The sequence below is a fragment of the Bradyrhizobium sp. 132 genome (assembly GCF_023074185.1).
GTDB lineage: Bacteria > Pseudomonadota > Alphaproteobacteria > Rhizobiales > Xanthobacteraceae > Bradyrhizobium.
This window is the reverse complement of sequence record NZ_JADPKY010000132.1, coordinates 465,694-488,625: the sequence shown is the minus strand read 5'-3', so window position 1 is coordinate 488,625 and position 22,932 is coordinate 465,694. Positions and strand designations below refer to the sequence as shown.

The 22,932-nt window shown below is 63.8% G+C and carries 19 protein-coding genes; 14 read left to right on the top strand and 5 right to left on the bottom strand.

The window, feature by feature from the left end:
• A partial coding sequence (locus tag IVA74_RS30130) for a hypothetical protein (RefSeq protein ID WP_247350228.1) occupies positions 1-215 on the top strand: 215 nt, incomplete at its 5' end.
• A 182-nt stretch (positions 216-397) separates the two neighbouring features.
• Here IVA74_RS30130 and IVA74_RS30125 read toward each other — a convergent pair.
• Complete coding sequence (locus IVA74_RS30125) at positions 398-1,423, bottom strand: cellulase family glycosylhydrolase (RefSeq protein ID WP_247350225.1); 1,026 nt, start codon at positions 1,421-1,423, stop codon at positions 398-400.
• Positions 1,420-2,730, bottom strand: coding sequence for an O-antigen ligase family protein (locus tag IVA74_RS30120; protein WP_247350224.1), 1,311 nt, complete (start codon positions 2,728-2,730; stop codon positions 1,420-1,422). Before IVA74_RS30120 ends, IVA74_RS30125 begins: the two co-directional genes overlap by 4 nt.
• Before the next feature lie 223 nt (positions 2,731-2,953).
• Between IVA74_RS30120 and IVA74_RS30115 the strand changes: the two genes are divergently transcribed.
• The gene (locus tag IVA74_RS30115; RefSeq protein WP_247350222.1) at positions 2,954-4,090 is read left to right on the top strand and encodes a GNAT family N-acetyltransferase; all 1,137 of its coding nucleotides are present in this window, start codon (positions 2,954-2,956) and stop codon (positions 4,088-4,090) included.
• Between the two features lie 30 nt (positions 4,091-4,120).
• Here the strand turns inward: IVA74_RS30115 and IVA74_RS30110 are convergent, their stop codons facing one another.
• Positions 4,121-5,344 carry an NAD(P)/FAD-dependent oxidoreductase gene (locus IVA74_RS30110; protein ID WP_247350221.1) on the bottom strand — a complete coding sequence of 408 codons (1,224 nt, stop codon included), beginning with the start codon at positions 5,342-5,344 and terminating at the stop codon, positions 4,121-4,123.
• A gap of 465 nt (positions 5,345-5,809) precedes the next feature.
• Between IVA74_RS30110 and IVA74_RS30105 the strand changes: the two genes are divergently transcribed.
• The gene (locus IVA74_RS30105; protein WP_247350219.1) at positions 5,810-7,156 is read left to right on the top strand and encodes a polysaccharide biosynthesis C-terminal domain-containing protein; all 1,347 of its coding nucleotides are present in this window, start codon (positions 5,810-5,812) and stop codon (positions 7,154-7,156) included.
• A gap of 53 nt (positions 7,157-7,209) precedes the next feature.
• Here the strand turns inward: IVA74_RS30105 and IVA74_RS30100 are convergent, their stop codons facing one another.
• Positions 7,210-9,303: an exopolysaccharide transport family protein gene (locus tag IVA74_RS30100; protein ID WP_247350218.1), complete on the bottom strand. Its 2,094-nt coding sequence runs from the start codon at positions 9,301-9,303 to the stop codon at positions 7,210-7,212.
• Positions 9,304-9,586: 283 nt separating this feature from the next.
• On the opposite strand from IVA74_RS30100, the gene IVA74_RS30095 reads away from it, so the two are divergent.
• Positions 9,587-10,762 carry a glycosyltransferase family 4 protein gene (locus IVA74_RS30095; protein WP_247350216.1) on the top strand — a complete coding sequence of 392 codons (1,176 nt, stop codon included), beginning with the start codon at positions 9,587-9,589 and terminating at the stop codon, positions 10,760-10,762.
• A gap of 30 nt (positions 10,763-10,792) precedes the next feature.
• A complete protein-coding gene (locus IVA74_RS30090; protein ID WP_247350215.1) occupies positions 10,793-12,328 on the top strand; it encodes a hypothetical protein in 1,536 nt (511 codons plus the stop codon).
• Positions 12,329-12,385: 57 nt separating this feature from the next.
• Here IVA74_RS30090 and IVA74_RS30085 read toward each other — a convergent pair whose 3' ends face one another.
• A complete protein-coding gene (locus tag IVA74_RS30085) occupies positions 12,386-13,309 on the bottom strand; it encodes a LysR family transcriptional regulator (RefSeq protein WP_247350214.1) in 924 nt (307 codons plus the stop codon).
• A gap of 108 nt (positions 13,310-13,417) precedes the next feature.
• Here IVA74_RS30085 and IVA74_RS30080 point away from each other — a divergent pair, with 108 nt between their 5' ends.
• Genes IVA74_RS30080 through IVA74_RS30040 form a run of 9 tightly spaced genes read left to right on the top strand, consistent with a single transcriptional unit; the run spans position 13,418 to position 22,901 of the window.
• The gene (locus tag IVA74_RS30080; RefSeq protein WP_247350212.1) at positions 13,418-13,741 is read left to right on the top strand and encodes a Dabb family protein; all 324 of its coding nucleotides are present in this window, start codon (positions 13,418-13,420) and stop codon (positions 13,739-13,741) included.
• Complete coding sequence (locus IVA74_RS30075; RefSeq protein ID WP_247350210.1) at positions 13,738-14,817, top strand: maleylacetate reductase; 1,080 nt, start codon at positions 13,738-13,740, stop codon at positions 14,815-14,817. Before IVA74_RS30080 ends, IVA74_RS30075 begins: the two co-directional genes overlap by 4 nt.
• Before the next feature lie 4 nt (positions 14,818-14,821).
• Positions 14,822-16,186 carry an amidohydrolase family protein gene (locus tag IVA74_RS30070; protein ID WP_247350209.1) on the top strand — a complete coding sequence of 455 codons (1,365 nt, stop codon included), beginning with the start codon at positions 14,822-14,824 and terminating at the stop codon, positions 16,184-16,186.
• Between the two features lie 20 nt (positions 16,187-16,206).
• Positions 16,207-17,109 carry an NAD(P)-dependent oxidoreductase gene (locus tag IVA74_RS30065; protein ID WP_247350208.1) on the top strand — a complete coding sequence of 301 codons (903 nt, stop codon included), beginning with the start codon at positions 16,207-16,209 and terminating at the stop codon, positions 17,107-17,109.
• A gap of 15 nt (positions 17,110-17,124) precedes the next feature.
• A complete protein-coding gene (locus IVA74_RS30060) occupies positions 17,125-18,009 on the top strand; it encodes an intradiol ring-cleavage dioxygenase (RefSeq protein ID WP_247350207.1) in 885 nt (294 codons plus the stop codon).
• Positions 18,010-18,066: 57 nt separating this feature from the next.
• A complete protein-coding gene (locus IVA74_RS30055) occupies positions 18,067-19,461 on the top strand; it encodes an FAD-linked oxidase C-terminal domain-containing protein (RefSeq protein WP_247350205.1) in 1,395 nt (464 codons plus the stop codon).
• On the top strand, positions 19,458-20,984 hold the full coding sequence (locus IVA74_RS30050; protein ID WP_247350203.1) for a sugar ABC transporter ATP-binding protein: 1,527 nt from the start codon (positions 19,458-19,460) through the stop codon (positions 20,982-20,984). Before IVA74_RS30055 ends, IVA74_RS30050 begins: the two co-directional genes overlap by 4 nt.
• Positions 20,977-21,927, top strand: a complete 951-nt coding sequence (locus IVA74_RS30045) for an ABC transporter permease (RefSeq protein WP_247350201.1) — start codon at positions 20,977-20,979, stop codon at positions 21,925-21,927. The genes IVA74_RS30050 and IVA74_RS30045 overlap by 8 nt, the downstream gene beginning before the upstream one ends.
• A complete protein-coding gene (locus IVA74_RS30040; RefSeq protein ID WP_027569272.1) occupies positions 21,924-22,901 on the top strand; it encodes an ABC transporter permease in 978 nt (325 codons plus the stop codon). The genes IVA74_RS30045 and IVA74_RS30040 overlap by 4 nt, the downstream gene beginning before the upstream one ends.
• Positions 22,902-22,932: the final 31 nt, after the last annotated feature.

Sequence of the window (22,932 nt, the reverse complement as noted above, 5' to 3'; positions counted from 1 at the left end):
CGCTCGTCGGCACGAAGTTCTGGGCTCACGGAGAGCAATCCGCCCTGCCCGCACTTTCGCGCCCGACGCTGCCGCGTCCACCGCAAGCCCGGCTCTACGGCCATCACGACACATGGTCGCCCCTCAAGGGTGAGCCGGGATGGGCGACACATACGCCAAAACCGAATTTCGATAAAGTGGAATATTTTTGCCGGAAGGGGTTGACGGGGTGCTGAGTGTTTTGCCCGACAGGTCTCAGCGCGACAATCGTTCCGCGAGGTGAATTGGTTCCGCTTGACGCAACCCACCTCGCCGAGCTGACTTTCTCACTGTCGCCTGAAGGCAATCGCGATCTGGCTGATATTTGCGGCAAGCTTGGAGGTGCAGCAAACTGTGCAGAAGAATCGGGCGCGCGATTTCAACGCGTTGGCGGCATCAAGGCGCGCAGGATGCCCGGCTTCCAGGCCTGACGTGCGCTGTCGAAGGCCGCGAAGTCGTGATCGAATTGCCAGTAGGCCCATGCCCAGCCAAGTCTGTCGGCGCTTCTCGCCACGAACGACAAATAGCGCTCGCGACTGTCGGATGGCGCACGCTCGTACACTCCGAACTCACCGAGATAAACCGGACGCTTCTCTTTCACCGCCCATACGCTCATCTTCTTGAAATCGGCGGTCGCCTTCGCTTCGTCGTCCGGGCTGCCCCAATCCAGGGGCCCGATCCGCGAAAACGTCGGAGACCAGGGCGCGCCCTGATGGGTGAACCGTATCGGCGCGTAATAATGGAACGTGACGATGAGATGCCTGTCGTCGGCCGGCAGAGCCAGTTCGTCGACCGGGATCTCATCCGTGTTGAGGACGGCGGCAATGACCGGCCGTTCGGGATTGGTGCGGCGGATGATGCCGAGACATTCGTTGAGGAGCGAATTCCAGCTGGCGGACGTCATTTCTCCACCAGGCTCGTTCAAGACCTCGAAGACGAGCGCCGGATATTTGCCGGCATAGCGCTCGGCGATCTGCCGCCAGAACGCCCTGAGCTTCTCGCCGCATTCGGAAACGTCGCGTTGGCAAAGGTGGGTATCGTGCTCATCGACGATGGGAACGAGTTTCCTTGCAAGGACGTCCTCGATCACGGCGTCGAGCCGCCTCAGGACGATCTCGTCCAGGACGTTCCCTGGGCCCATGAACTTGAAGCCGAAAAAATTGATCCTGACGTGCGAGAACCCGGCCTTCTTGATTGCGGTCAAATTGTTCAGGCGAAATGGCGCGTTTTGGCCACCTTCCCAGATTCCATCGTAGCCGAGAATGTTGATGCCGCGACCCAGTTTTGGCATATCGCGGGAGGCGGACTGCTCGGCCCCATGGGCGTGGGACAACAGCGAAGCAAAGAAAAATGCCGTTGCTGCGAGATTGAAGCTTCTCGGCCAACGAGCGCGTACGGCGGTCATCCTGCATCCATTGGTAAAGACTGCAATTCCGTCGATCGCACCGGTCTGCACGTCGCGAAGAAAAACCCCACCAGGAGCACCGATGTGAACATTGTCGAGCGAAGGAATGTCGTCTCCGTGAAATTGGTCTGAAAGCTGAGGACGACGAATCCGATGATGAGAGCACAGTGCGATCGGTCGATCGTGCGTGCAGAAATCAGATGGAGGATCTTGTGCGAGAACAGCAGGACGCTCGCGGCAAACAGCGTGTACCCCAAAAATCCCGTTTCCATCAGGATCGCGATGTAGCCGCTGTGATAATTGTCGAGCACCCAGCCGTGGTTCTGTTCGAAATAATCGTAGATCGACGGGATCGTCCAAAAGCCGTTGATGCCGAAGCCGAGCAACGGCGCATCGTCAAAATGGCTTATCGCGTAGTGCCAGATGAAGGTCCGCTCGGTAAAATCGACACTCGCATCGCCTATATGGATGGCGTCATATCCCGTCGCATAAAAATACAGGATCAGGAATCCGGCCAGAATGCACATGACGAATGGCAGGACCGCATAGAGCCTCATGCAGCCGACCGACCACATCGAGGTCACGAGCATTGCGCAAGCAGCCAGGGCGACAGCACCGGCGCCGCGCGATTCCGACGCGAGGACGCTTGTTGACGCCAGCAAGAATACAACGAGGAAGGCCAGCCACCCCTGCCCCGTCATCTTCCGATAGCAGGCAAGGAACATCAGATAGGCACCCACGAAACCAAGTGTCTGCTTGGATTCGTAGACGCCCTGCCATTGACCGTTGTGCATCCAGCTGTGGTCGACCCCGATGTCGGGCACGGCGATCGCGCAGAAAGCCGATGCGGCGACCAATATGAAAAGCCCATTGGCCGTGGTCCTCACGACCTCGTCCAGATCGACGCGCGTGACGAGACAGAATGCGCCGAACGTCGTCATCGCAAGCGCAGCGCTCTTCATGATCGCTGCGACGTTCAGGCTGGACCAGAACACCGAGACAACGGCGAAGCCGTAGAATGCGACCAGCGCCACCAGATCGGGATTGACCTGTAACCGCAGACGCGGCTGCACAAATGCACTAGCGTAGATCAGGACACCCCACATCAGGATGGCTATGGCCTGCTGCAGAAAGCTCAGCTCCGCCGGCAGCAGCCCGGCGTTGAAGATGCCCATCGATGCGACCACGTTGACGGTGATCGACCAGCTGATCGCCGCCCTGGCAATCCTCTCAGCGCCAACGCTGCGCGTCTTCCAGATCGCGCTCCCGGATGCCCCGGAATCCACCTCGGTGTACAGGCTGGCCATGAAACGACCTTCCTTAAGCGCGGTTAATTATTTGCTAGCGCAGGTCGATCTCCGCGCCACGAGGCCGCTCGGGCGCGAAATTTAAGGATTTGGTAACGATACGAACGTTGCTCGAAGCATTAATGCAAATCACACGCCGCCGGTGTCTCACCCGTAACGACCCTGCTATAAAGCACAGATCCGGCTCGATCGTCCCGAGCTATCTGGTTTTCCCTGGCTGCGCATGCACAGACCTAGCAACACGTTCGACATCGCCATCGAGCAGGGATTCGACTTCCTGTCGCCGGACTATGCGAAGCTGTTTGAAAACTCGGCCGCCACCGCGTTCCAGCATCCGCTCTGGCTGGATACCCTCTACACCAGGCTCGCGTCTCATGCTGGCGCAACTCCCCTGGTTGTCGCGGTCCGCCACCGCCCGACGGGCACCCTTGCGATGGTGCTGCCCTTGCTGCGGGTCCGGCGCGGCCCGATACGGACCGTCGAATTCGCCGACCTCCGCGTCTCCGACTATCTGGCGCCGGTGTGCAGCCCGCAGGTATTTTCCGAGCTGCTCAAGGACCAGAGTGCCTGCGCAGAAATCCGCTGCCTCGTCCGCCCGTTCGATCTGCTGCGAATGGCCAAGCTGCCAGACGGACGGCTTCCGATCGAGAACCTCCTGGCTACGCCCCGCCGCGTCGCGATGGACTCCAATGCCTACGCGAGCGTTCTGGTCGCGCCGTTCGAGCAATGGCGCGCCAGTGCGATGGATCGCTCCTATCAGAAGGAGCTCGCAAAAAAGTCCAGGCAGCTCCAGAAGAAGGGCGACTTGAGTTTTTCATGCTGCAACGACGGCGCCTCCGTGATCGAGGCGCTGGACGTGATGAGAAAATTGCGCGGTCCGCGCTTTCAGGCACAAGGCGACGGAGACCTGCTCCAGCGCCCGGAATATTACGGCTTCTATTCCGAAATGGCGCTCCGCGGTCTCGGCTCCTTTGTCCGGCTTTATGCCATGAAGATGGACGGCGACGTGATCGCCGCCGTGCTCGGACTCTGCCATCAAGGCAGCTTCCTTGTCATCATGAGCGCCTTCGACATTGCCGGATACAAGAGCCAGTCCTTGGGCGCGTTGATGTTCGAGCAGGTGGCGAGGGATTGCATCGAGCGCGGGGATCGGATGCTCGATTTCACCATCGGTGACGAACCCTACAAGAAACTGTTCGGCGCGCAGCCTTCGCCGATGTGGGCGGTCACACAGGCGGGCAGCACCGTGGGCGCCATATCCTTGTTCGCCCTGAAACAGGCGCCCTGGCTGAAACTCGCCGCCAAGCGAATGTCGGAGTTCAGGCTCCTGCCGACCCGCACCTCGACGCCCACGCGCTGACCAGCGCGAGGCGCCGACAGGGTGCGACTCTCAGGCGCGTAGCGCGCTTCGAACATGCGCGAGCCAGCCCGGCCGCATTTGATCGACCCGGTGGGTGATACTGCGGCGCAGGAAGTGCAGCCGCCGCCGCACGTCCCAACCGATATCGTTGCGGGACGTCAGGGCCTGGCGGAAGCGCGCCATCTTCAGTGACTGCTGGTCCGCCGCGACTTTGTCGGGATCGGAATAGAACTCCGAAATCTTCTCCTTGCTCATGCCCCCCGTCTTGAGCCAACGCGGCGCATATTCGGTGCACAGGCGATCGACGTCCACCAGCAGCCGGGCAACGCCCGTGCCGGCGGCGGGGCAATTGGTCTGGAACGCATCGCCGATGAGCACGACGCCGGGCTGGAGATGTCCTTCCACGACGGACAGGTCCATCACCCAATTCTGCACCCGGTCGGTCACGTGGAAATCGCCAAGGTAAGGCCGCAATCCCGGCAGCAGGCGCAATACCGTCGCTTCCGGTTCGCGGCGTAGCTCGCGCATGATCGGATCGGCCGGGTCGCGGAACATGAAAAGGTTTGCGCGCATACCGGCACGCACGGGAAACAGGCTCAGATAATCGATGCCGTCCGCCGTGCGCTCGCCGTAACAGGTCAGCGCTTCGAAATCGAACGGCGCATCGTCCCGGCGGGCGATCGTGAAGCCGAACGAAACCGAATGGCGCTCGGCCAGCACGCGCCGCTTGATGCCGAGCTTGTAGCCGAGAACGCCCGCCATGCCCGTAGCCAGAACGACGAGACGCGCGTCGAGGCGCCTTCCGGAAGCGAGCTCGATATGCTGGATATCGTCGCTACAATTGACTGCAGTGACTTCGTCGACGATCAGGCTCGACGGATCAGGCAGTTGGCTGCGCGCCATGGCAACGAGATCGGCGTAGGGAAGCCCGTAAGCTTGGCCGACGCTGACATCGACCACCTTGCCTTCCCTGATATTGAGCACCTGATCATATCGGCAGGCCGCGCGGTCGAGCGCATCGAGGAAGCCCAGCTTGCGCAACATGACCAGCTGATGGCCGCCGATTTTCTCGACCCGAAACTCGTCCGGATAGACCGCGCGCTTGTCGACGAGAGTGACACGATGCCCTGCCCGCGCGAGCACCGCCGCCGCGAGCGATCCCGCAAGGCCGCCGCCGACAATGGCGATGTCGGCGACGATCGTCGCGGTCGCAGATCTAGCGTTCGGCTCAGTCAACTTGCTATCGGCCGTCATAGTCCAGGCTCCCACGGTCAACGATGGTTGCACGTGCAATTCTCTCGCCTGATGTCGCATCACAGCACCAAACGCGATCATTTCTAGATATCTCGGTTAATGAAGCAGAGGGCTGCCCGGCTTGACGATATCCGGCACGCACCTTGCTGAGGATGCCCTGCAAACTTCGGTCTCCGGCAACTCGGCGGCCATTCCGGGCGAGCCAGTCCGCATTTAAACGGCTCATCTCGCCTTCATTGACCGTCGATGCGGCGCTATGCCGCCACGCGATCGGGCCGGGCTTTGCTTGATCTGGGACAGTGGGGTCAGCGATGTTCCATAGTGAAGCAGCCGGCATAGCCACGACATCGTCGCGGCCGGCAAGCGCATGGAGGCCGCCCATTAACACTCGCGGTTTTTCGGCATGCTAGGCTGTCGGCTGTATCGGAAAATGTCTCTCCAGGGGGAGTTACCCCTTAAATTCCCATGATCGATTCCATCGTCCAGTTCATGCGGCGCGACGTGACGCGCGGTGTTGCCGGAACCATCCTCCTCAAGGTTGGTAGCGGTGCGCTTGCGTTTGCGTTGTTCTCGCTGGCGGCACGAACGATGTCTCCCGATGGGTTCGGCATCTTTGCGACCTGGCTTTCGGTGGCCCAGATGGCGGCGGTCGTCGGGCTGGTCGGACAGGAATCGCTGCTGGTGCGATTTCTGAACGAGTATCGGGTGGGAAATCAGCCCGATCTCACCAAAGGCGTTCTGCTATCGAGCCTCAGGATTTCCTCCGTCGCAATGCTGATTGCGATCGGCGCAACCGCGATCGGCGCGAACATCAGAGGCGATTCGTGGCTGCTGATCATCGCGGTGTCGGCCTACATCGCTGTGAATGCAGGACTAATGCTTGGCAGCCAGATCGCTCGCTCGCTGGTCAGCATTCTCATGGGAGAAGGAAACAGGGAGTTCTTCTGGCGCGTCAGCGTCGTGCTGTTTCTGCTCGCAATCATGTCCGGCCATCGACAGCTCGATCCCGCCGAATTGATCGCCGTGATGACGATTGCCATGTCGATCGGGCTGGTCGCGCAGACCATCGCGATTGCGCGAGTTCTGCCGGATTTCCGCGGCACGGCGGTGCGCTCCGAGACGTCGCGCTGGAGATCGAGCGCGCTCCATTTCTGGGTTGCGTCCATCCTGGAAGCAGCGAACCAGTATTTCGACGTCATTCTGGTCTACTGGATGCTGGACCCGGCAACCGCCGGAATTTATTTCGCCGCTTCGCGCCTGGCCAACATGTTCGCCATGCTGTCCGCCGCATTGTACAGTTTTGGCGCGCGGCGGCTCCCGTCACTGTACTTCAGCAAGAACCACGAGGAATTCGAGCGAACCTTGCGGCTCATGGCGGAAGTGACCGCGCTGTGCGTGGTCAGCGGACTTCTCCTGATCTGGGTTGGCGGTCCCCATCTTCTCAACCTGTTCGGGCCGCATTTTGCCGCGCAGCACTGGGTCCTGATCGTGCTCGCGATCGGGACGGCCTTCCAGGCAGCGGGCGGTCCATCTGCGGCGATCTTGCAGCTGACCGGCCACGAGCGCGAGTATGTCCCTGTCGTTGCCGCCAACGTGGCGTTGCGGCTGATCGGATTTCTCGTCCTCATTCCCTGGCTCGGCGTTCTTGGCGCAGCGATCTCGGCCACTGTGTCGCTGGCGCTCGCGACCATCGCCCTCAACATCCTCTGTCGGCGGCGAACCGGGGTCGATCCTTCGGTTCTGGGACTTTTGCGCTTCTCGGCATCGAAGCGCGGCGCCTACGCGGTCCGCGGCGCGGAACCCGGCGAATAGACGTCTTCTCAGTCAGGGCATTGCATGGCTCGGCAATCAGTTGCCGCGTGGCGTCAACCGGCCAGCCCCAGCACTTCGCCGCGACGGGACGCCGACGAGTCCGTCGGCACACGGTTGACGACGACGCCGGTCGGCACACCGACAAACCGGGAGAGCGCAGCAATAGCCCTGCGCATTGCGGCTGAATCGACCGCGTCTTCGCGAGCGACCAGGACGACAAGATCGGCGTGAGCCGCCAGCGCCCCCGCCTCCGGCTGCAAGGCCAGAGAGGTGGCGTGGACGACGATCAGATCGAACTCCGAACGAATATCGTCCGCGGGCTGTGGCTCGGGCTTCTTGCCGGCGCCCAGGAGCTCGTCGACGCTGCGAAAGTCCGCGGTGGTCATGCCGTCGGCCTGGCCGTTGGCGAGGCCAGCCCCGGCACCGCCGAGGTCCGGCTCGACCCGGATCAGGACGCTCAGCTTCCCCGTGTTCACGGCCCATCGGTTCAGCGACCGCGCGACGGTGTTGCCGCCGGCCCGCTTGCCGACCGACATCACGAAGACGACCTTGCCACGAGGTCCCGGCACCTTCTCCAGCCGCTCCAGCAACGGACGCAGATGGGGACTGAGATCGAGTTCGGTGGTCGCGGACACCGGCCCTTGCCAGATGTTTCTGGGGACTTCGCCGGGCGTCAGGTCGGGAATGCGGGCCCACACGGGCGGACGTGACCAGGTCGCGGGCTGGCGCGGAGCCGGTTCGGGGTCGCGGATATCAGGAGCGGATTTGTCCGATCCGCGTCCCGTGGCGGCGACGACCGCCGTCGATGTCAGCAGCGAACCGATCGCGAGAGCAGCGAGCAGCAAAGACAGCGGTGGCAGGGTTGAGCGCAGCGGCGGAATGGCGGACGACGCAACCTTGGTCTGAGAGCTCTGCAACAGGCGCTGCTCGTTCGTCGTCTTGGAGCGCGAGAGGAACTGCTCGTAGATGTTTCTGTTGGCCTCGGCGTCGCGCTGCAGCTCCTGGAGCCGGACCAGAGCCTGACCGTCGACCAGAAGCTGCGATTCCGCCGCCTTCATCTGGCCTTCCAGCGCCTTCTGCTGCTCACGCTGGGCCTCGTATTCCGATTTTGCGGTGTCGACGCCCTTGGTCCGCTCGACCTCGATCTGCCTGTTCAGATCGGTCAACTGGCTGTACGACATGACGAGGTCGGGATGGCGATCGCCGAATACCGCCCGCTTCTGCGCAATCTGGTCATTGAGCGCCGACCGCTGTGCGCGCAGAGCGCTCAGGAGATCCTGCTTGACGGGGCTCTCTACATTCGCCTTCACGTCGCGCTGCGCCTGCTCGTAGCGGGCCTTCGCCTCTTCGGTCCGGGCGCGCGCAGCGGCAACCTGCTGCGACAGTTCGGTGACCCGCAATTGCTGGGTGGTGGAATCCTTGCCCGCGTTGACGATCCTGTGCTCGAGCTTGAACGTGGCCACGGCGTCCTCTGACGTCTTCAACCGTTCGTTCAATGATTTGAGCCGGCCACTGAGCCAGTCGGCGGCCTCGTCGGTCGCATCGGTGCGGCTGCGGCCCTGGCTGGCGACGAACGCCTCGGCGATCGCATTGGCGTAGTAGGCCGCCCGCTCCGGCCGGCTCGAGGTGAAGCGGATGGCGATGACATAGGTCAGTCCGCGACGGGAAATGTCGAGGCGGTTGCGGAATCTCTCGAGCAGGCGCGCGGGGTCGGTGTGTCCCCCGGAAATGTCTTCGTCGTCGCGAATCTTGAGCTGCTCGATCAGCGGCTTCAGAAAGCCGTCGGACTTCGCCACTTCGACCAGGCTTTGCAGCGCGGCGCTATCCTGCCCGATACCCGGCAGAACGTCCTGCTCGGTGGTCACGCGTTGCTCGCGGGGATCGACCACGACCAGCGCGGTCGCTGCGTACCGAACCGGAATCACCAGGAGAACGACGACGCCGAGGGCAAAAATCGCGACTGCGAACGTCAGGATGCGGCGAGCGTTGTCCCGCAAGAAGGAGAGCGCACCCGCGGCCGTGAGCGCACCGCCAGAGCGTGCGGCGGTTTCACGAGCCTCGCCGTTCGACGCATTTCGAGTCAGCCACGACGCGGCGACACCGGTCGATCCGGAACTTGTCGGGTCTGCACGGCGACCGAACGTCATGGATTTTACTCGGATTCAACTGGCGAACACTGTTCAGTGGCCTCCTCCAACGTAAATATCTATGGTTAATCCGCGGTTACCCGCGCCTCATCCGACCATGACCAATTGGTTAACGCGCTCGCTTCATTTGGTTGGGAACCGGCGGAATTCTCTCGCGAACGGTGCCCTTCCGGCAGGCCGCGCATTAACTCCGTTTATTGCTAGTCGGTGTCCGCGCGATGCCCGCATGGTAGCTACGGAGTCAAGAAGGTGAACATTTCGTTTCATCAGTGGGTCGGGATCCGTGCTCCATTACCAGCCAAACAAGGCGTTGGGCGAGACGGCTGCGACGGCACTCCCGCCGCCCGAGAGCAGCGGACGAAAGCTGCACGTCCTTCTCGTACAGACCCAGGCCGAGAACGCCGGTGCGCAGGAGATCTCGCGACTGCTTGGCGCCGGGCTGACCGCGCGGGGCTACCGGGTCACCAATCTGTTTTTCTTCCGCAAGTCGGATTCGTTCGATGAGCCGCCTGATACGGTTTATTGCGCATCGCACCGGCCGGGACATCCGCTGGCACTGCTGCAACTGCTGTGGACGCTCGGCCGCCATATCAGAGCCACCAGGCCCGACGCCGTTCTGACGTTTCAGCACTTCGGCAATGTCATCGGCGCCGGCGTGGCGCGCCTCGTCTGCCGCGCGCCCGTTATCGCCAATCAGGTTTCATCGGCGCTGTCGATGAGCTGGCCGGTCCGTGCGGCCGACATCGTCATGGGAAGCCTCGGCTTCTTCGACCGCATCACGCTGAACTCGCTGGACATGCAGCGCGAGTATTCGCGCTACCCGAGGGCTTATCGGTCGCGCATGGTGCATGTCCCGCACGGCTTCGACGACAAGGCCCTCACCCTGTCGAAGCAAGCTGCACGACAGAAATTCAATCTGCCACCGGATGCCATCCTGCTCGGCTGCGCAGCAAGATTGCACCCGCACAAGCGGCTCGATGCGGCGATACGCCTGTTGCCGGATCAACCATCCTGGCACCTCGCACTGGCCGGCCAGGGAGCCGACGAGGCCCGGCTGAGGCAGTTGGCTGATGAGTTGAAAGTCTCGGACAGGCTGCATCTGCTCGGCGAAATCACCCCGCGGCAGATGGCGGATTTTCTCGCCGCTCTCGACGTGTTTGTATTTCCGACCCAGGCAGAGACCTTCGGTCTGGCCGCTGTGGAAGCCGCGAACGCAGGCGTTCCCTCGGTCGTCACCGATCTTCCGGTCTTGCGCGAGGTGTTGTCCGTTGAAGGAAAGCCGACGGCGCTGTTCGTCGATGCTTCCGATCATACGAAGCTGTCGGCGGCCGTCTCCAGGCTGCTGACGGACCAACAACTGAGCGACGAACTGCGACAAAACGCCAAAGGCCTGAAGCTGCGCTATTCGGTGGATGCCATGGTGGACGAATACGTTCGAATTCTCGGCCAGGTCATTTGACCGGGTCGCATTGAAATGGATTGGCTCGACATGATCATCGAGTTTCGCTGTGAAACTGAGCATGCGCGGCGGTGGATGGGCCGCGAGACGCTGTCGGTCGACGGCCGGGATGTACCGGTTCAGATCGCATGGACGGCAACGGCCGAGCCGCGCCCCACCGGTCTCGACGCGCTGTTTGAGCTCGAACGTTTGGTGTTGCACAAGGGCAAGCACAGCGGCGCCGACAGGCTGAAGATCAGTCCGGAACGGATGCAGGCTCGCGCCGGCACGGCCGACATGATCGTCGATTTCACCGGCGCCGCGCGGGATCCGAACTGCTCCGCCCGGCAGTATCTCCGCCCGCTGTTCAACGGAGCCGCAGGCGAAAACGCAGCCCTTGCCGCCATTCTCGCCGGCGACCTGCCGGTGATCGAAATCGTGGACGAGGTCGACGGTGCAGTCCTCGATCGCGGCCACCCCTCCGCCGAAATCGCGGCCGGTCTGAGCGGCGGCCTCGAAACGGTCATGGCGCGAACCCTGACCATGGTGGCGGCCATCCTGTCGGGAAGACCGCGCATCGTGCCGCAGCTGGCACGCCCGGCCCGAGCCGGCTACGGCCGCCCGCCAGCGGCGTACGTCGCGCGCGGCCTCGCCGTATCGATCGCCAAGGAGATCTATCGCCTCTGCTGCTATGCCCCGCATTGGCATGTCGGATGGCGCTTCAATGATGGTGCAGGCGTCTGGCAGACCGGAGATCTCTCCGGCCCAGGCTGGAACGTCCTTGCAGATCCCGGAAACCACTTCTACGCCGATCCGTTCCCGATCACGTGGCAGGGGCGAACATTCGTCTTCTTTGAAGATCTCGACCACCGGGTTGGAAAAGGCATCGTGTCGGCGATCGAGTTCAACGACGCCGGCCCCGTCGGAGAGGTCGTCCCCGTGCTGGAGGAGCCTTGGCACCTCTCCTATCCGTTCCTCAACGAGGACGATGGTGCGTTGTGGATGATCCCGGAGAGTTCGACCAATGGGGACGTCGCCATCTATAAATGCGTTCGGTTTCCGGACAAATGGGAACGGCACGCGACGCTCCTTTCGGGCTTCGAACTGGCTGATGCGACGATCACGCGGCACAACGGCTTGAACTATCTGTTCGGGGCCTGGCGCGACGGCACCGGCGGGTATTCGGATTCGCTGGCGATCTATTACGCCGAGCACCTCATGGGCCCGTGGTTGCCGCATGCCAGCAACCCCGTCCTGATCGACCGCGCGAGCACGCGACCTGCGGGGAATTTCATTACCGTCAATGACCGATTGTGGCGACCGGTCCAGGATTGTGCTGGCGGATACGGGGCAGCGCTCGCCTTGGCGGAAATCGTCGAGTTGTCACCGACGACGTTCAAGCAGATCGTCCGCCACTCCCTGAGGCCCGGACCGGCCTGGCCCGGCAGGAAGCTGCACACCTTGAACAGCTGCGGCCGGCTCGAGGTGATCGACGGATCGCGTGTCCAACCCAAGACCCGCGCCTTCACGAGCAAATTTCCATCGCGCGTTTTGTCGCCGCGGACCAGCGCAAACTCGGCACACTGATCGATCGGCTCGCCAACAACTGCCGGATCATGGCGGTCGAAACTCAAAGCGTTCGTCTCACTTCGCCGCGTCGATCCAGATCCCCGGCTGCGAATGCTCGCGGATGTGGGTGACCAGAAAGTCGGAAAAGACCCTGATCTTGGCGGGCAGTCCGGCACGGTTCTGGTAAGCGATGTTCATCGTCAGCAGCGGCAGCTCCCAGTCCATCAGAACCGGGACGAGACGACCCGCCGCGATATCGCTTTGCACGATGTAGAGCGGCTGGATGAGAATGCCGAGCCCTGCCAGTGCGGCGCCGCGGATGACTTGGCCGTCATTGCTGTCGAGCGTCGGCGTGATGCGGACAGTCTGCGCGCCGTTGCCCTTGCGCAGCCGCAGCGAATAAGGATCGTTGGCGAGATTGTAGACCGGCATGTTGTGGCGCGCGAGATCGGCGAGCTGTTTCGGCTCGCCACAGCTTGCGAGATACGAGGGCGCAGCAGCAAGCACGCGCCGCATCTGGCCGATGCGGCGGACGATGATGTTCGAATCCGGCTCCTGCTCGCGCGTCCTGATCGCCACGTCGATGCCGGCCTCGATGAAATCGGAGTACCGATTGGCGGTGGTGATCTGCATGTTGAGCTTCGGATAGCGCGCGCGGAAGGCCGGCAGCATCGGCGCCAGATAGATCACAGCAAAGGACAGCGAGCTCGTGACCCGCAGTGTGCCTTGCGGCGACAGCGCGCGGTCGCTGACGATGTCCTCGGCCTCCGCCAATTCGCTCAAGACCCGGCTGGAGCGCTCCAGCAGCTCCTGCCCCGCCTCCGTCAACCACAGCCGGCGGGTGTTGCGCTCGATCAGCCGGACCGCAAGCCGCTCCTCGAGCGCGCTGAGGTGGCGGCTCGCGGCAGCATTCGACATCCGCAGGGCTTCGGCAGCTTTGGACAGGCTGCCGAGTTCGGCCGTCTTGGCAAACACTTCGAGTTGGAGCAAGCGGTCCATTTTTTCGCAAATAGAAAAAGAGACTTGCGATTATTGGTCTTTATTTCCGCATCCCGCAAGTCAAAATGGCGCCAACACAAGCAAGATAGCAGGCGAGGAAACAGGGAAATGTCGGGCCCGATCAGGCACATCGTGATGTGGCGGCTGCGCGGGGAGACGCCAGCGGAGCGTTCCGCCGCCCGGATCAAGGTCAAAACCCTGTTCGAGGGGCTGCGCGGCAGGATCGACGGCCTCACCCATATCGAGGTCGGCGTGGATGTCAGCGATGTCGACTACGCCTGCGACGTCGTCCTGTTCTCCGAATTCACCGACCACGCCTCGCTCCAGGCCTACGCCACCCACCCGGAACATTTGCGGGTGCGCGAGGCGCTGGGCGACTTGCGGATCGGGCGCTTCCAGGTCGATTATCCCATCAAAGAGACCGGCGCATGATCGGTACGTTCACCTTTGAAAACCTGCCCTGCCGCGTCGTGTTCGGCAGCGGAACGCTGGCCTCGGCCAAAGCCGAGGTCGAGCGGCTCGGCGGCAAGCGCGCACTGGTGCTGACGACGCCGCAGCAGGAGGCGCAAGGCAAGAGCCTGGGCGCGGCACTCGGCTCGCTCTATGCCGGCATCTTTCCGGGCGCGACCATGCATACGCCGGTCGAGGTCACGGAGCGGGCGCTCGCCGAGATGAAGGCATGCGAGGCCGACTGCGTCGTTTCGCTCGGCGGCGGATCGACCACGGGCCTCGGCAAGGCGCTCGCCTTACGCACGGGTGTGAACCAGCTCTGCATTCCCACAACCTATGCAGGTTCGGAGATGACGCCGATCGTCGGCCAGACCGAGAACGGCCTGAAGACCACCGTACGCGACGCCGCCATCCTGCCGGAGACCGTGATCTACGATGTCGATCTCACTTTGACGCTGCCGGCGAGCCTGGCTGCGACCTCGGGCATCAATGCGATCGCACATGCAGTCGAGGCGCTCTATGCGCGCGACACCAATCCGGTCACGTCGCTGATGGCGGAAGAAGGCATTCGCGCGCTGGCACGTGCCCTGCCCGCCATCGCCGCCAAGAGTGACGACCGCGAGGCCCGCACCGAAGCGCTCTATGGCGCCTGGCTATGCGGCGTCTGTCTCGGCACCGTCGGCATGGCGCTTCATCACAAGCTCTGCCACACGCTCGGCGGCACCTTCGATTTGCCGCATGCCGAAACCCACACCATCGTGCTGCCGCATGCGCTGGCCTACAACGCGCCGGCCGTGCCCGATGCGATGGCACGCATCTCGCGCGCGATCGGTACTGCCGATGCGTCGCGCGGGCTCTACGATCTCGCAAAGCGGCTAGGTGCAAAGCTTGCACTACGCGACATCGGCATGCCCGAAGGCGGCATCGACAAGGCTGCCGACCTGGCCGTCACCAACGCCTACTGGAACCCGCGGCCGCTCGAGCGCAACGCCATCCGCGACCTGATCGCACGCGCCTGGGCCGGCGAGCCGCCCGCCGACGTCAAAGCGGTGGCTTGATTCCATGCGGCGCACGCTGATCAAATCCGCGGTCATCATCAGCATGGATGATGCGATCGGCGATTTCAGCACTGGCGACGTGCTGATCGAGCGCAACCGCATCGTCGACGTGCGCCCATCGATCGACGTCGGCAGCGACACCGAGATCGTCGAGGCCGAGGGGCGCATCGTCATCCCCGGCCTGATCAACGCGCATATGCACACCTGGCAGACGGCGCTGCGCGGCTATGCCGCCAACTGGACGCTGCTGGAATATTTCCGCCGCATGCATGCCGGGCTCGCAACGGTCTTCCGGCCCGAGGACATCTATATCGCGACCTTGGTCGGCGCGTTGAACCAGATCAACCAAGGCACCACCACGCTGGTCGACTGGTGCCACAACAATCCGACGCCAGATCACACCGACGCTGCGGTGCGCGGCCTGATCGAGAGCGGCATCCGCGCTGCCTTCTTCCACGGTTCGCCAAAGCCCGAGCCCAAACCGGGCGAGCGGCACTTCTCGGAGGTGCCGCATCCACGCCGCGAGGTCGAGCGGCTGCTGGCGGGGCCCCTCGCCGATCGCGACGGCCTCGTCACGCTTGGGCTCGCGATCCTCGGCCCGCATTATTCGACGCTCGACGTCGCCATGCACGATTTCCGCATGGCGCGGGAGCTCAACCTGATCGCATCGATGCATCAGGGCGGCGGTCCCGCGAAGACGCCTGATGGCTGGGAGAAGCTGACCGAGGCCGGCCTCGTCGGCGCCGGAATCAACATCGTCCATGGCAACGATCTGCCGGACGATCTGCTGGACCGGATGGTCGACCTCGGCGTGTCCTTCTCGGTGACGCCGGAGAACGAGATGATCCAGGGCCATGGCTTTCCGATCACTGGACGGCTGCTCAAGCGCGGGGTGCGGCCGACCATCGGCATCGATCTGGAATCCGTGCTTGCCGGCGATCTCTTCTCCGCTGCGCGCGTTGCGCTCTCGACGCAGCGATCGCTCGACAACGCCGAGTCGCGAAAGGCCAGCGGCACCATTCCGGCGACGACCACGATCCCCGTCCGCGAGGCGCTACGCTGGATCACGACGGAAGGCGCGCGCATGCTCGGCCGCGAGAACCAGATCGGCTCGCTGACGCCGGGCAAGCTCGCCGACCTCGTCATCATCAATGCCAGCGATCTCAACCTCGTCCCGGTGCACGATCCCGTCGCAGCGGTCGTGATGCAGACGAGCCTCGCCAATATCGAGGCCGTGATGATCGGCGGCGTGTGGAAGAAGCGGAATGGGCGGCTGCTGGCCGACGGTCTGGAGGCAAAAAAGCAACTGCTCGTGCAATCCGGCCGGCGGCTGGTGCACGACATCGAACGACAGGGACACGCCGCCTGAGGGCGTCAAGGACAACAACAATGACAGACGCGCTAGAGAACATCGCTTTCATCGGGATCGGCAAGATGGGCCTGCCGATGTCGGTGCTCGTCGCCAAGGCCGGTTACGCCGTGACCGCGTTCGACCGGAGCGACGCACGGCTCAGCGAGGCGCGCGCGCAAGGCATCTCGATTGCCGCTTCACCGGCCGAGGCCGTGCGCGGCAAGGCCGCGATCGTCACGTCGCTGCCGGACGACACGGCGTTGCGCGGCGCGATGCTCGGCCCGACCGGTCTCATCGCCGCAATAGCGCCGGCAGCCGTATTGATCGAGACCAGCACCGTGAGCGTCGAAGCCTCCACGGAAGTTGCAATCGCCGCGCAGGCGCGCGGCATTGCCTATCTGCGGGCGCCGGTCTCGGGCAACGCCAGCATCGTTCACACCGGCGCGCTGAGCTGCTTCGTCTCGGGCCCGAAGGACGCCTACGAAAACGCAAAGCCGCTGTTCGCCGCCTTCACCCGCGCCCAGACCTATCTCGGGCCCGGCGAGGAAGCGCGATATGCGAAGCTTGCGGTCAATCTGATGATCGCGGTGTCGGCCGCCATGATGGCGGAGAGCCTGGCGCTGGCGCGCAAGGGCGGCATCGGCTGGCAGGATATTCTGAAAGTTCTCGATGACAGCGCGGTCGCCTCACCGATGGTGAAGTACAAGACCGCGCCGTTGCGTAACCGCGATTTCGACTCGACTTTCTCCTGCAAGCAGATGGCCAAGGATCTCGATCTGATCCTCGGCGCCGGCCACGCCGTCGGCGTTCCGCTTCAGCTCGCGGCTCAAGTGCGCGAAACCTATGGCTCGCTGGTGGCGCAGGGCGACGGCGACACTGATTTCATCGCGACCGTCAAGCATCTGGAACGGCTGTCCGGGCTTGGCGAACCCAAGCTCTGATCGGCGGAGGCACACATGCGTAACTTCAACGAGAACACGATCACCGACGCGGTGCTGGAGCGGATCGCAGGCGCGACCGATCCGCGGATCAAGCAGGTCAGCGAGGCGCTGGTGCGCCACCTTCATGCCTTCGTCCGCGAGGTGCGACCGACCCAGAAGGAATGGGACTACGGCATCGACTTCCTGACCCGCACCGGCCACATGTGCGACGACAAGCGCCAGGAGTTCATCCTGCTGTCGGATACGCTCGGCGTCTCCATGCTGGTCGACGCCATCAACCATCCGGTGCCGGAAGGCGCGACCGAAACCACGGTACTCGGCCCGTTCTTCGTGCAGGCCTCGCCCGAGAAAAACAACGGCGCTGATATCTCCGGTCCGATGGAGGGCGATCCGATGCTGGTGACCGGCTCGGTCTCGACCGTCGACGGACGGCCGCTTGCCGGCGCCGTCGTGGACGTCTGGCATTCCGACGATGATGGCTATTACGACGTGCAGCAGCTCGACAAGATCGGCGATCTCGCGATGCGCGGGCGCTTCCACACCGACCAGAATGGCCGCTTCAATTTCTGGTCGATCAAGCCTGCGGCGTATCCGATCCCGCATGACGGCCCGGTCGGCGACATGCTGGAGGTCCAGGGCCGCCATCCCTGGCGTCCCGCGCATGTGCATTTCATGATCTCGGCGCCCGGCTTCGAGCAGCTCGTGACCCATGTGTTCGTCGCCGGCGACCAATATCTCGACTCTGACGTGGTGTTCGGCGTCAAGGACAGCCTGATCCGGGAATTTGTGCGCTGCCCGCCCGGCCGTGCGCCGGATGGTCGCATGGTGGACAGCGAGTATTTTCATCTCAACTATGATTTCGGCCTGAAGCAGGTCGCGAGCAGCGCAAGAGCCGCTTAAGCTGAACGACGGCGGACCAGACAAGAGTCCGGCAACAGGCGCAGACAGGGAGCAAGGATGGGACCGCGGGTCAGCACGAGCATATTGGCCGATCGCCTCACGGGCATGATCGGCCTGCGCGCGAGCGTCGCGCGTGGCGTGCTCGATCAGCATGGGCAGAGCGAGTCGCATTATCGCAACCTGCCGCCCGACATCGTCGTCTTCCCTGAAACCACGCAGGAAGTCGCCGAAATCGTCAAGCTGTGCGCCGGTGCGAATATGCCCATCGTGCCGTTCGGCGCCGGCACCTCGCTCGAAGGCAATGCGGCCGCGGTCGCCGGCGGCGTCTGCTTCGACTTCGCGCGCATGAACAAGGTGCTGACGGTGCACGAGAGCGACATGGATGTCGTGGTGCAGCCGGGAATCACCCGGAAGCAGCTCAATGCGGAACTGCGCGGCACCGGACTTTTCTTTCCGATCGATCCCGGCGCCGACGCCTCGATCGGCGGCATGACGTCCACGCGCGCCTCCGGCACCATGGCGGTGCGCTACGGCACCATGAAGGACAACGTCATGGCGCTGGAGGTGGTGCTCGCCGACGGCCGCGTGATCCGGACCGCCAGGCGCGCGCGCAAGTCGGCCGCCGGCTATGATCTGACGCGGATGTTCGTCGGCGCCGAGGGCACGCTCGGAATCATCACCGAGATCACGCTGAAGGTGCATCCGGTGCCGCAGGCGATCTCGGCCGCGGTGTGCAGCTTCGACACCCTGCACGAGGCCGTCGACACCGCAATCTCCGTGGTCCAGTCGGCGATCCCCGTGGCGCGTATCGAGCTGCTCGACGACGTCATGATGCGCGGTATCAACGCCTACGCAAAACTCGGCTATCGCGAAGCCCCGACCCTGTTCTTCGAATTCCACGGCTCCGAGACCTCCGTCGCCGAGCAGGCCGAGGCCGCGCAGGCCATTGCCTCCGACCATGGCGGCCATGGTTTTGCCTGGGCGAAAGCGCCGGAGGATCGCAGCCGGCTCTGGCACGCCCGCGACAACACGCTCTATGCGGGCCTCGGCTTACGCCCCGGCGCGCGTGCTGTGATCACGGATGTCTGCGTGCCGATCTCGCGGCTGGCGGAATGCCTGACCGAAACCCGGCGCGACGCGGACGAGCACGGTTTTACGGCGCCCATCGTCGGCCACGTCGGCGACGGCAATTTCCACATGCTGATCCTGATCGACCCGGCACAGCCGGAGGAAGTCGAAGGCGCCAAGGCGCTCCAGGCCCGCATGGTCGCCCGCGCCATCGCCATGGACGGCACCTGCACCGGCGAGCACGGCATCGGGCTCGGCAAGATCGACTATCTCGCTGACGAGCTCGGCGAGGCCGTCGATGTGATGCGGTCGATCAAGCAGGCACTCGACCCCAACGGCCTGATGAATCCCGGAAAGATCTTCGCAAGCGGAGCGCGCGCATGAGCACCGCCGCATTGGCCATTGAACCCACCTCACCTGCCCCGCTGCTGGAGCTGCGCGGCATCAGCAAGGAATTCCCCGGCGTCAAGGCACTCGACGACGTGTCCTTTGCCGTCTTCCCCGGGGAAGTCCATATGTTGCTTGGCGAAAATGGCGCCGGCAAGTCGAGCCTGATGAAGGTGCTATGCGGCGCCTACCGCGCCGATGCCGGCGAGTTCTACTACAAGGGCGAGCCGGTCGCGATCAACTCTACTGCGGATGCGCAGAAGCTCGGCATTGCCGTGATCTTTCAGGAATTCTCGCTCGTCCCCCATCTCGATATCGCCCAGAATATCTTCCTCGGCCGCGAGCCGCGGGGGCGCATTCCCGGCACGATCGATCGACGCAAGATCCTCGCCGACGCCAGGCACGTGCTTGGCATGATCGGGTTTGAGATCAATCCCTCCACCATTGTCGACAAGTTAGGGGTGGCGCAGCAGCAGATGGTCGAGATCGCGAAAGCGATCAGCCAGAACGCCCGCATCCTCGTGATGGACGAGCCGACCGCGGCGCTGTCAGACCGCGAGACGGAGTTGCTGTTCGCGCTGATCGCGCGGCTGAAGGCCGACGGCGTCTCCATCGTCTACATCTCGCACCGCATGGCCGAGGTGTTCGCGCTCGGCGACCGCATCACGGTGCTGCGCGACGGCCGCCGCATCGACGGCGTTCGCCCTGCCGACGTCACGCCGGACCAGCTCGTCCGCATGATGGTCGGTCGCAACGTGAACATGACCTATCCGCGTAACTTTTCCGACAAGCCCGGCGAGCTGCTGCTCGAGATCAAGGGACTGAGCGCCTCTACCGGAATCTCGGACATCAATATCGAGGTGCGCCGGGGCGAGATCGTCGGCCTGTGCGGCCTGGTCGGCTCGGGCCGCAGCGAGGTCGCGCGCGCCATCTTCGGCGCCGATCCCGTGAGCTCAGGCGAGATCCTCTTCGACGGCAAGGCTATGTCCGGCGAACCGGATCTTGCCGCCCGCCGCGGCATCGCGCTGATCCCGGAGAGCCGCAAGAGCGAGGGCCTCGCGCTGCTGCGGTCGGTCAGTGACAATCTGGTGGTATCGGCGCTGCGAAAGCTGTTCCCGAGCGGCCTGTTCGACCAGCGTGGCGCGCAGCGCACCTCCGACGGCTTGATCCGGCAGCTGCGCATCGCGACGCCAAGCGCACGCCAGACCGTCGGCCTTCTTTCCGGCGGCAACCAGCAGAAGGTCGTGATCGGCAAATGGCTCGCCGCCGGCTCGAAGCTCTTCATCTTCGACGAGCCGACCCGGGGCATCGACATCGGTGCCAAGTCTGAAATCTTTGCCCTGATCGATCGCCTTGTCGCGGAAGGCGCGGCGGCGCTGATGATCTCGTCCGAGCAGGTCGAGATCTGCCATGTCTGCGACCGCGCCTATGTGATGCGCGAGGGGCGCATCGCCGGGCACCTGACGCGCAGCGAGCTCACCGAGGAGAACATCGTGCGACTGGGGATGCATCATGCGTGAGGCCGCGGTCGTTTCACAGTCCAATCCACTGCAACGCATTCCCGGCGTCGCCGTCGTGCTGGTGCTTCTGATCGCGGTGTTTGGCGCCATCGCGCCCGGCTTCCTGTCCGTCGCCAACCTCTCCAACGTGCTGGTGCAGTCGACCATCCTGACCATGCTCGCGCTGCCGATGACGCTGATCATCATGACCGAGGGGCTTGACCTGTCGATGGGCGCGGTGCTGACGCTGACCTCGCTCTGCGTCGCCATCGTGTCGCTCGCTACCCACTCGATGCTGCTGGGCCTCGGCGCCGGCCTGCTGGTCGGCGCGGCCTTCGGCACCGTCAACGGCTGGCTGGTCGCCATCCTCGGCATCCCGCCCTTCGTCGCGACGCTCGGCACCCTCGGCATGGCGCAAGGCCTGTCGCTGATCGTCAGTGACGGCCAGAGCGTGGTCGGCATTCCCCACAGCGTGCGCGACATCTATTCGGCGACGCTGCTGGGCATTCCGGTGCCGATCGTGATGGCGCTGGTGACCTATGCGGCGTTCCACGGCCTGCTCTATCACACCCGCTTCGGCACCTACATCTTCGCACTCGGCGGCAACCGGGAGGCGCTGCGCTATGCCGGCCTCTCGCCGAACCGGCTGCTGATCGCGGTCTACGCGATAGGTGGCGCCATGGCCGGCATCGCCGGCCTGCTGATGACAGCGCGGATGAACTCGGGTCACCCGACCGCGGGCCTCGGTCTCGAATTCGATGCGATCGCCGCCGTTGCGGTCGGCGGCACCTCGTTCGAGCGCGGCAATGGCTGGCTTCTCGGCACCGTGCTCGGTGTCGTCTCGGTTGGTGTCTTACGCAATGGGCTTAACCTGATCTCGATGCCGTCCTCGGTGCAGGTCGCAAGCGTCGGCGTCCTCGTCATCGTCGCGCTGTTCCTCGACGGCCTTCGGAGCCGCGCATGACCGACATCAGCAAAGACGCCATCGCGCCGCCGCGCTCGTTCCTGTCGCAGGATGCGATCCAGGTATTCTATCGCCTGCTCGCGGCACTGCTGATCTGCGCGGTGCTGGCGGTGCTCAGCGACTCGTTCCTGAGCCTCGGCAACATCCTTAATGTGCTCAGGCAGGCGAGCCTGACCTTCTTCATCGCTTCGGGTTTGACGCTGGTGGTGCTGACTGCCGGTCTCGATCTCTCCGTCGGCGCCAACGTCGCGCTGTCGGCCTGCATCGCCGGCACCGTGATCCACAAGACCGGCTCGCCCGCGCTCGGCATCCTCACCGGGCTTGCCTGCGGCGGCATCGTTGGGCTCCTCAACGGCGTCATGGTCACGGCGCTGCGCATCCCCTCCTTCATTGCCACCTACGGCATGCTCTGGGTGCTGAACGGCCTCACCTATTGGTACATGGCGGGCGAGACCCTGCACGGCTTCCCGGCGGGCTTCCGCCAGATCGGCAGCGGCTATCTGTTCGGCCTGCCGATCCCGGTCTACCTGCTGCTGGTGTTCCTCGGGATCGGAACGCTGTTTGCGCAGCGAACGATCTGGGGTCAGGAGATCTATGCGATCGGCGCCAATCCGGTCGCGGCACGGCTCTCCGGCATTCCGGTCGCGCGCCGCCTGCTGCTGGTCTACGCGGTATCAGGCACCATGGCGGGGCTCGCCTCGATCATCTTCCTGTCGCGGCTTAATTCGGCCGAAGCCGACATCGGCGAAAGCCTGACGCTGCCCGCGATCGCGGCCGTGCTGATCGGCGGCACCTCGCTGTTCGGCGGCGTCGGCACTGTCTTCGGCACCTTTATCGGCGCGCTGATCCTGACGCTGGTGCTGAACGGCATGAACCTGTTGTCGGTCAGCGCCAACTGGCAGCCGCTCGTCACCGGCATCATCGTCATTCTCGCGGTCTGGCTCGACATGAAGACCCGCCGCCGCGCGCAATGAGTTCTGGAGTTCCAACAAGCAAAATGAGGGA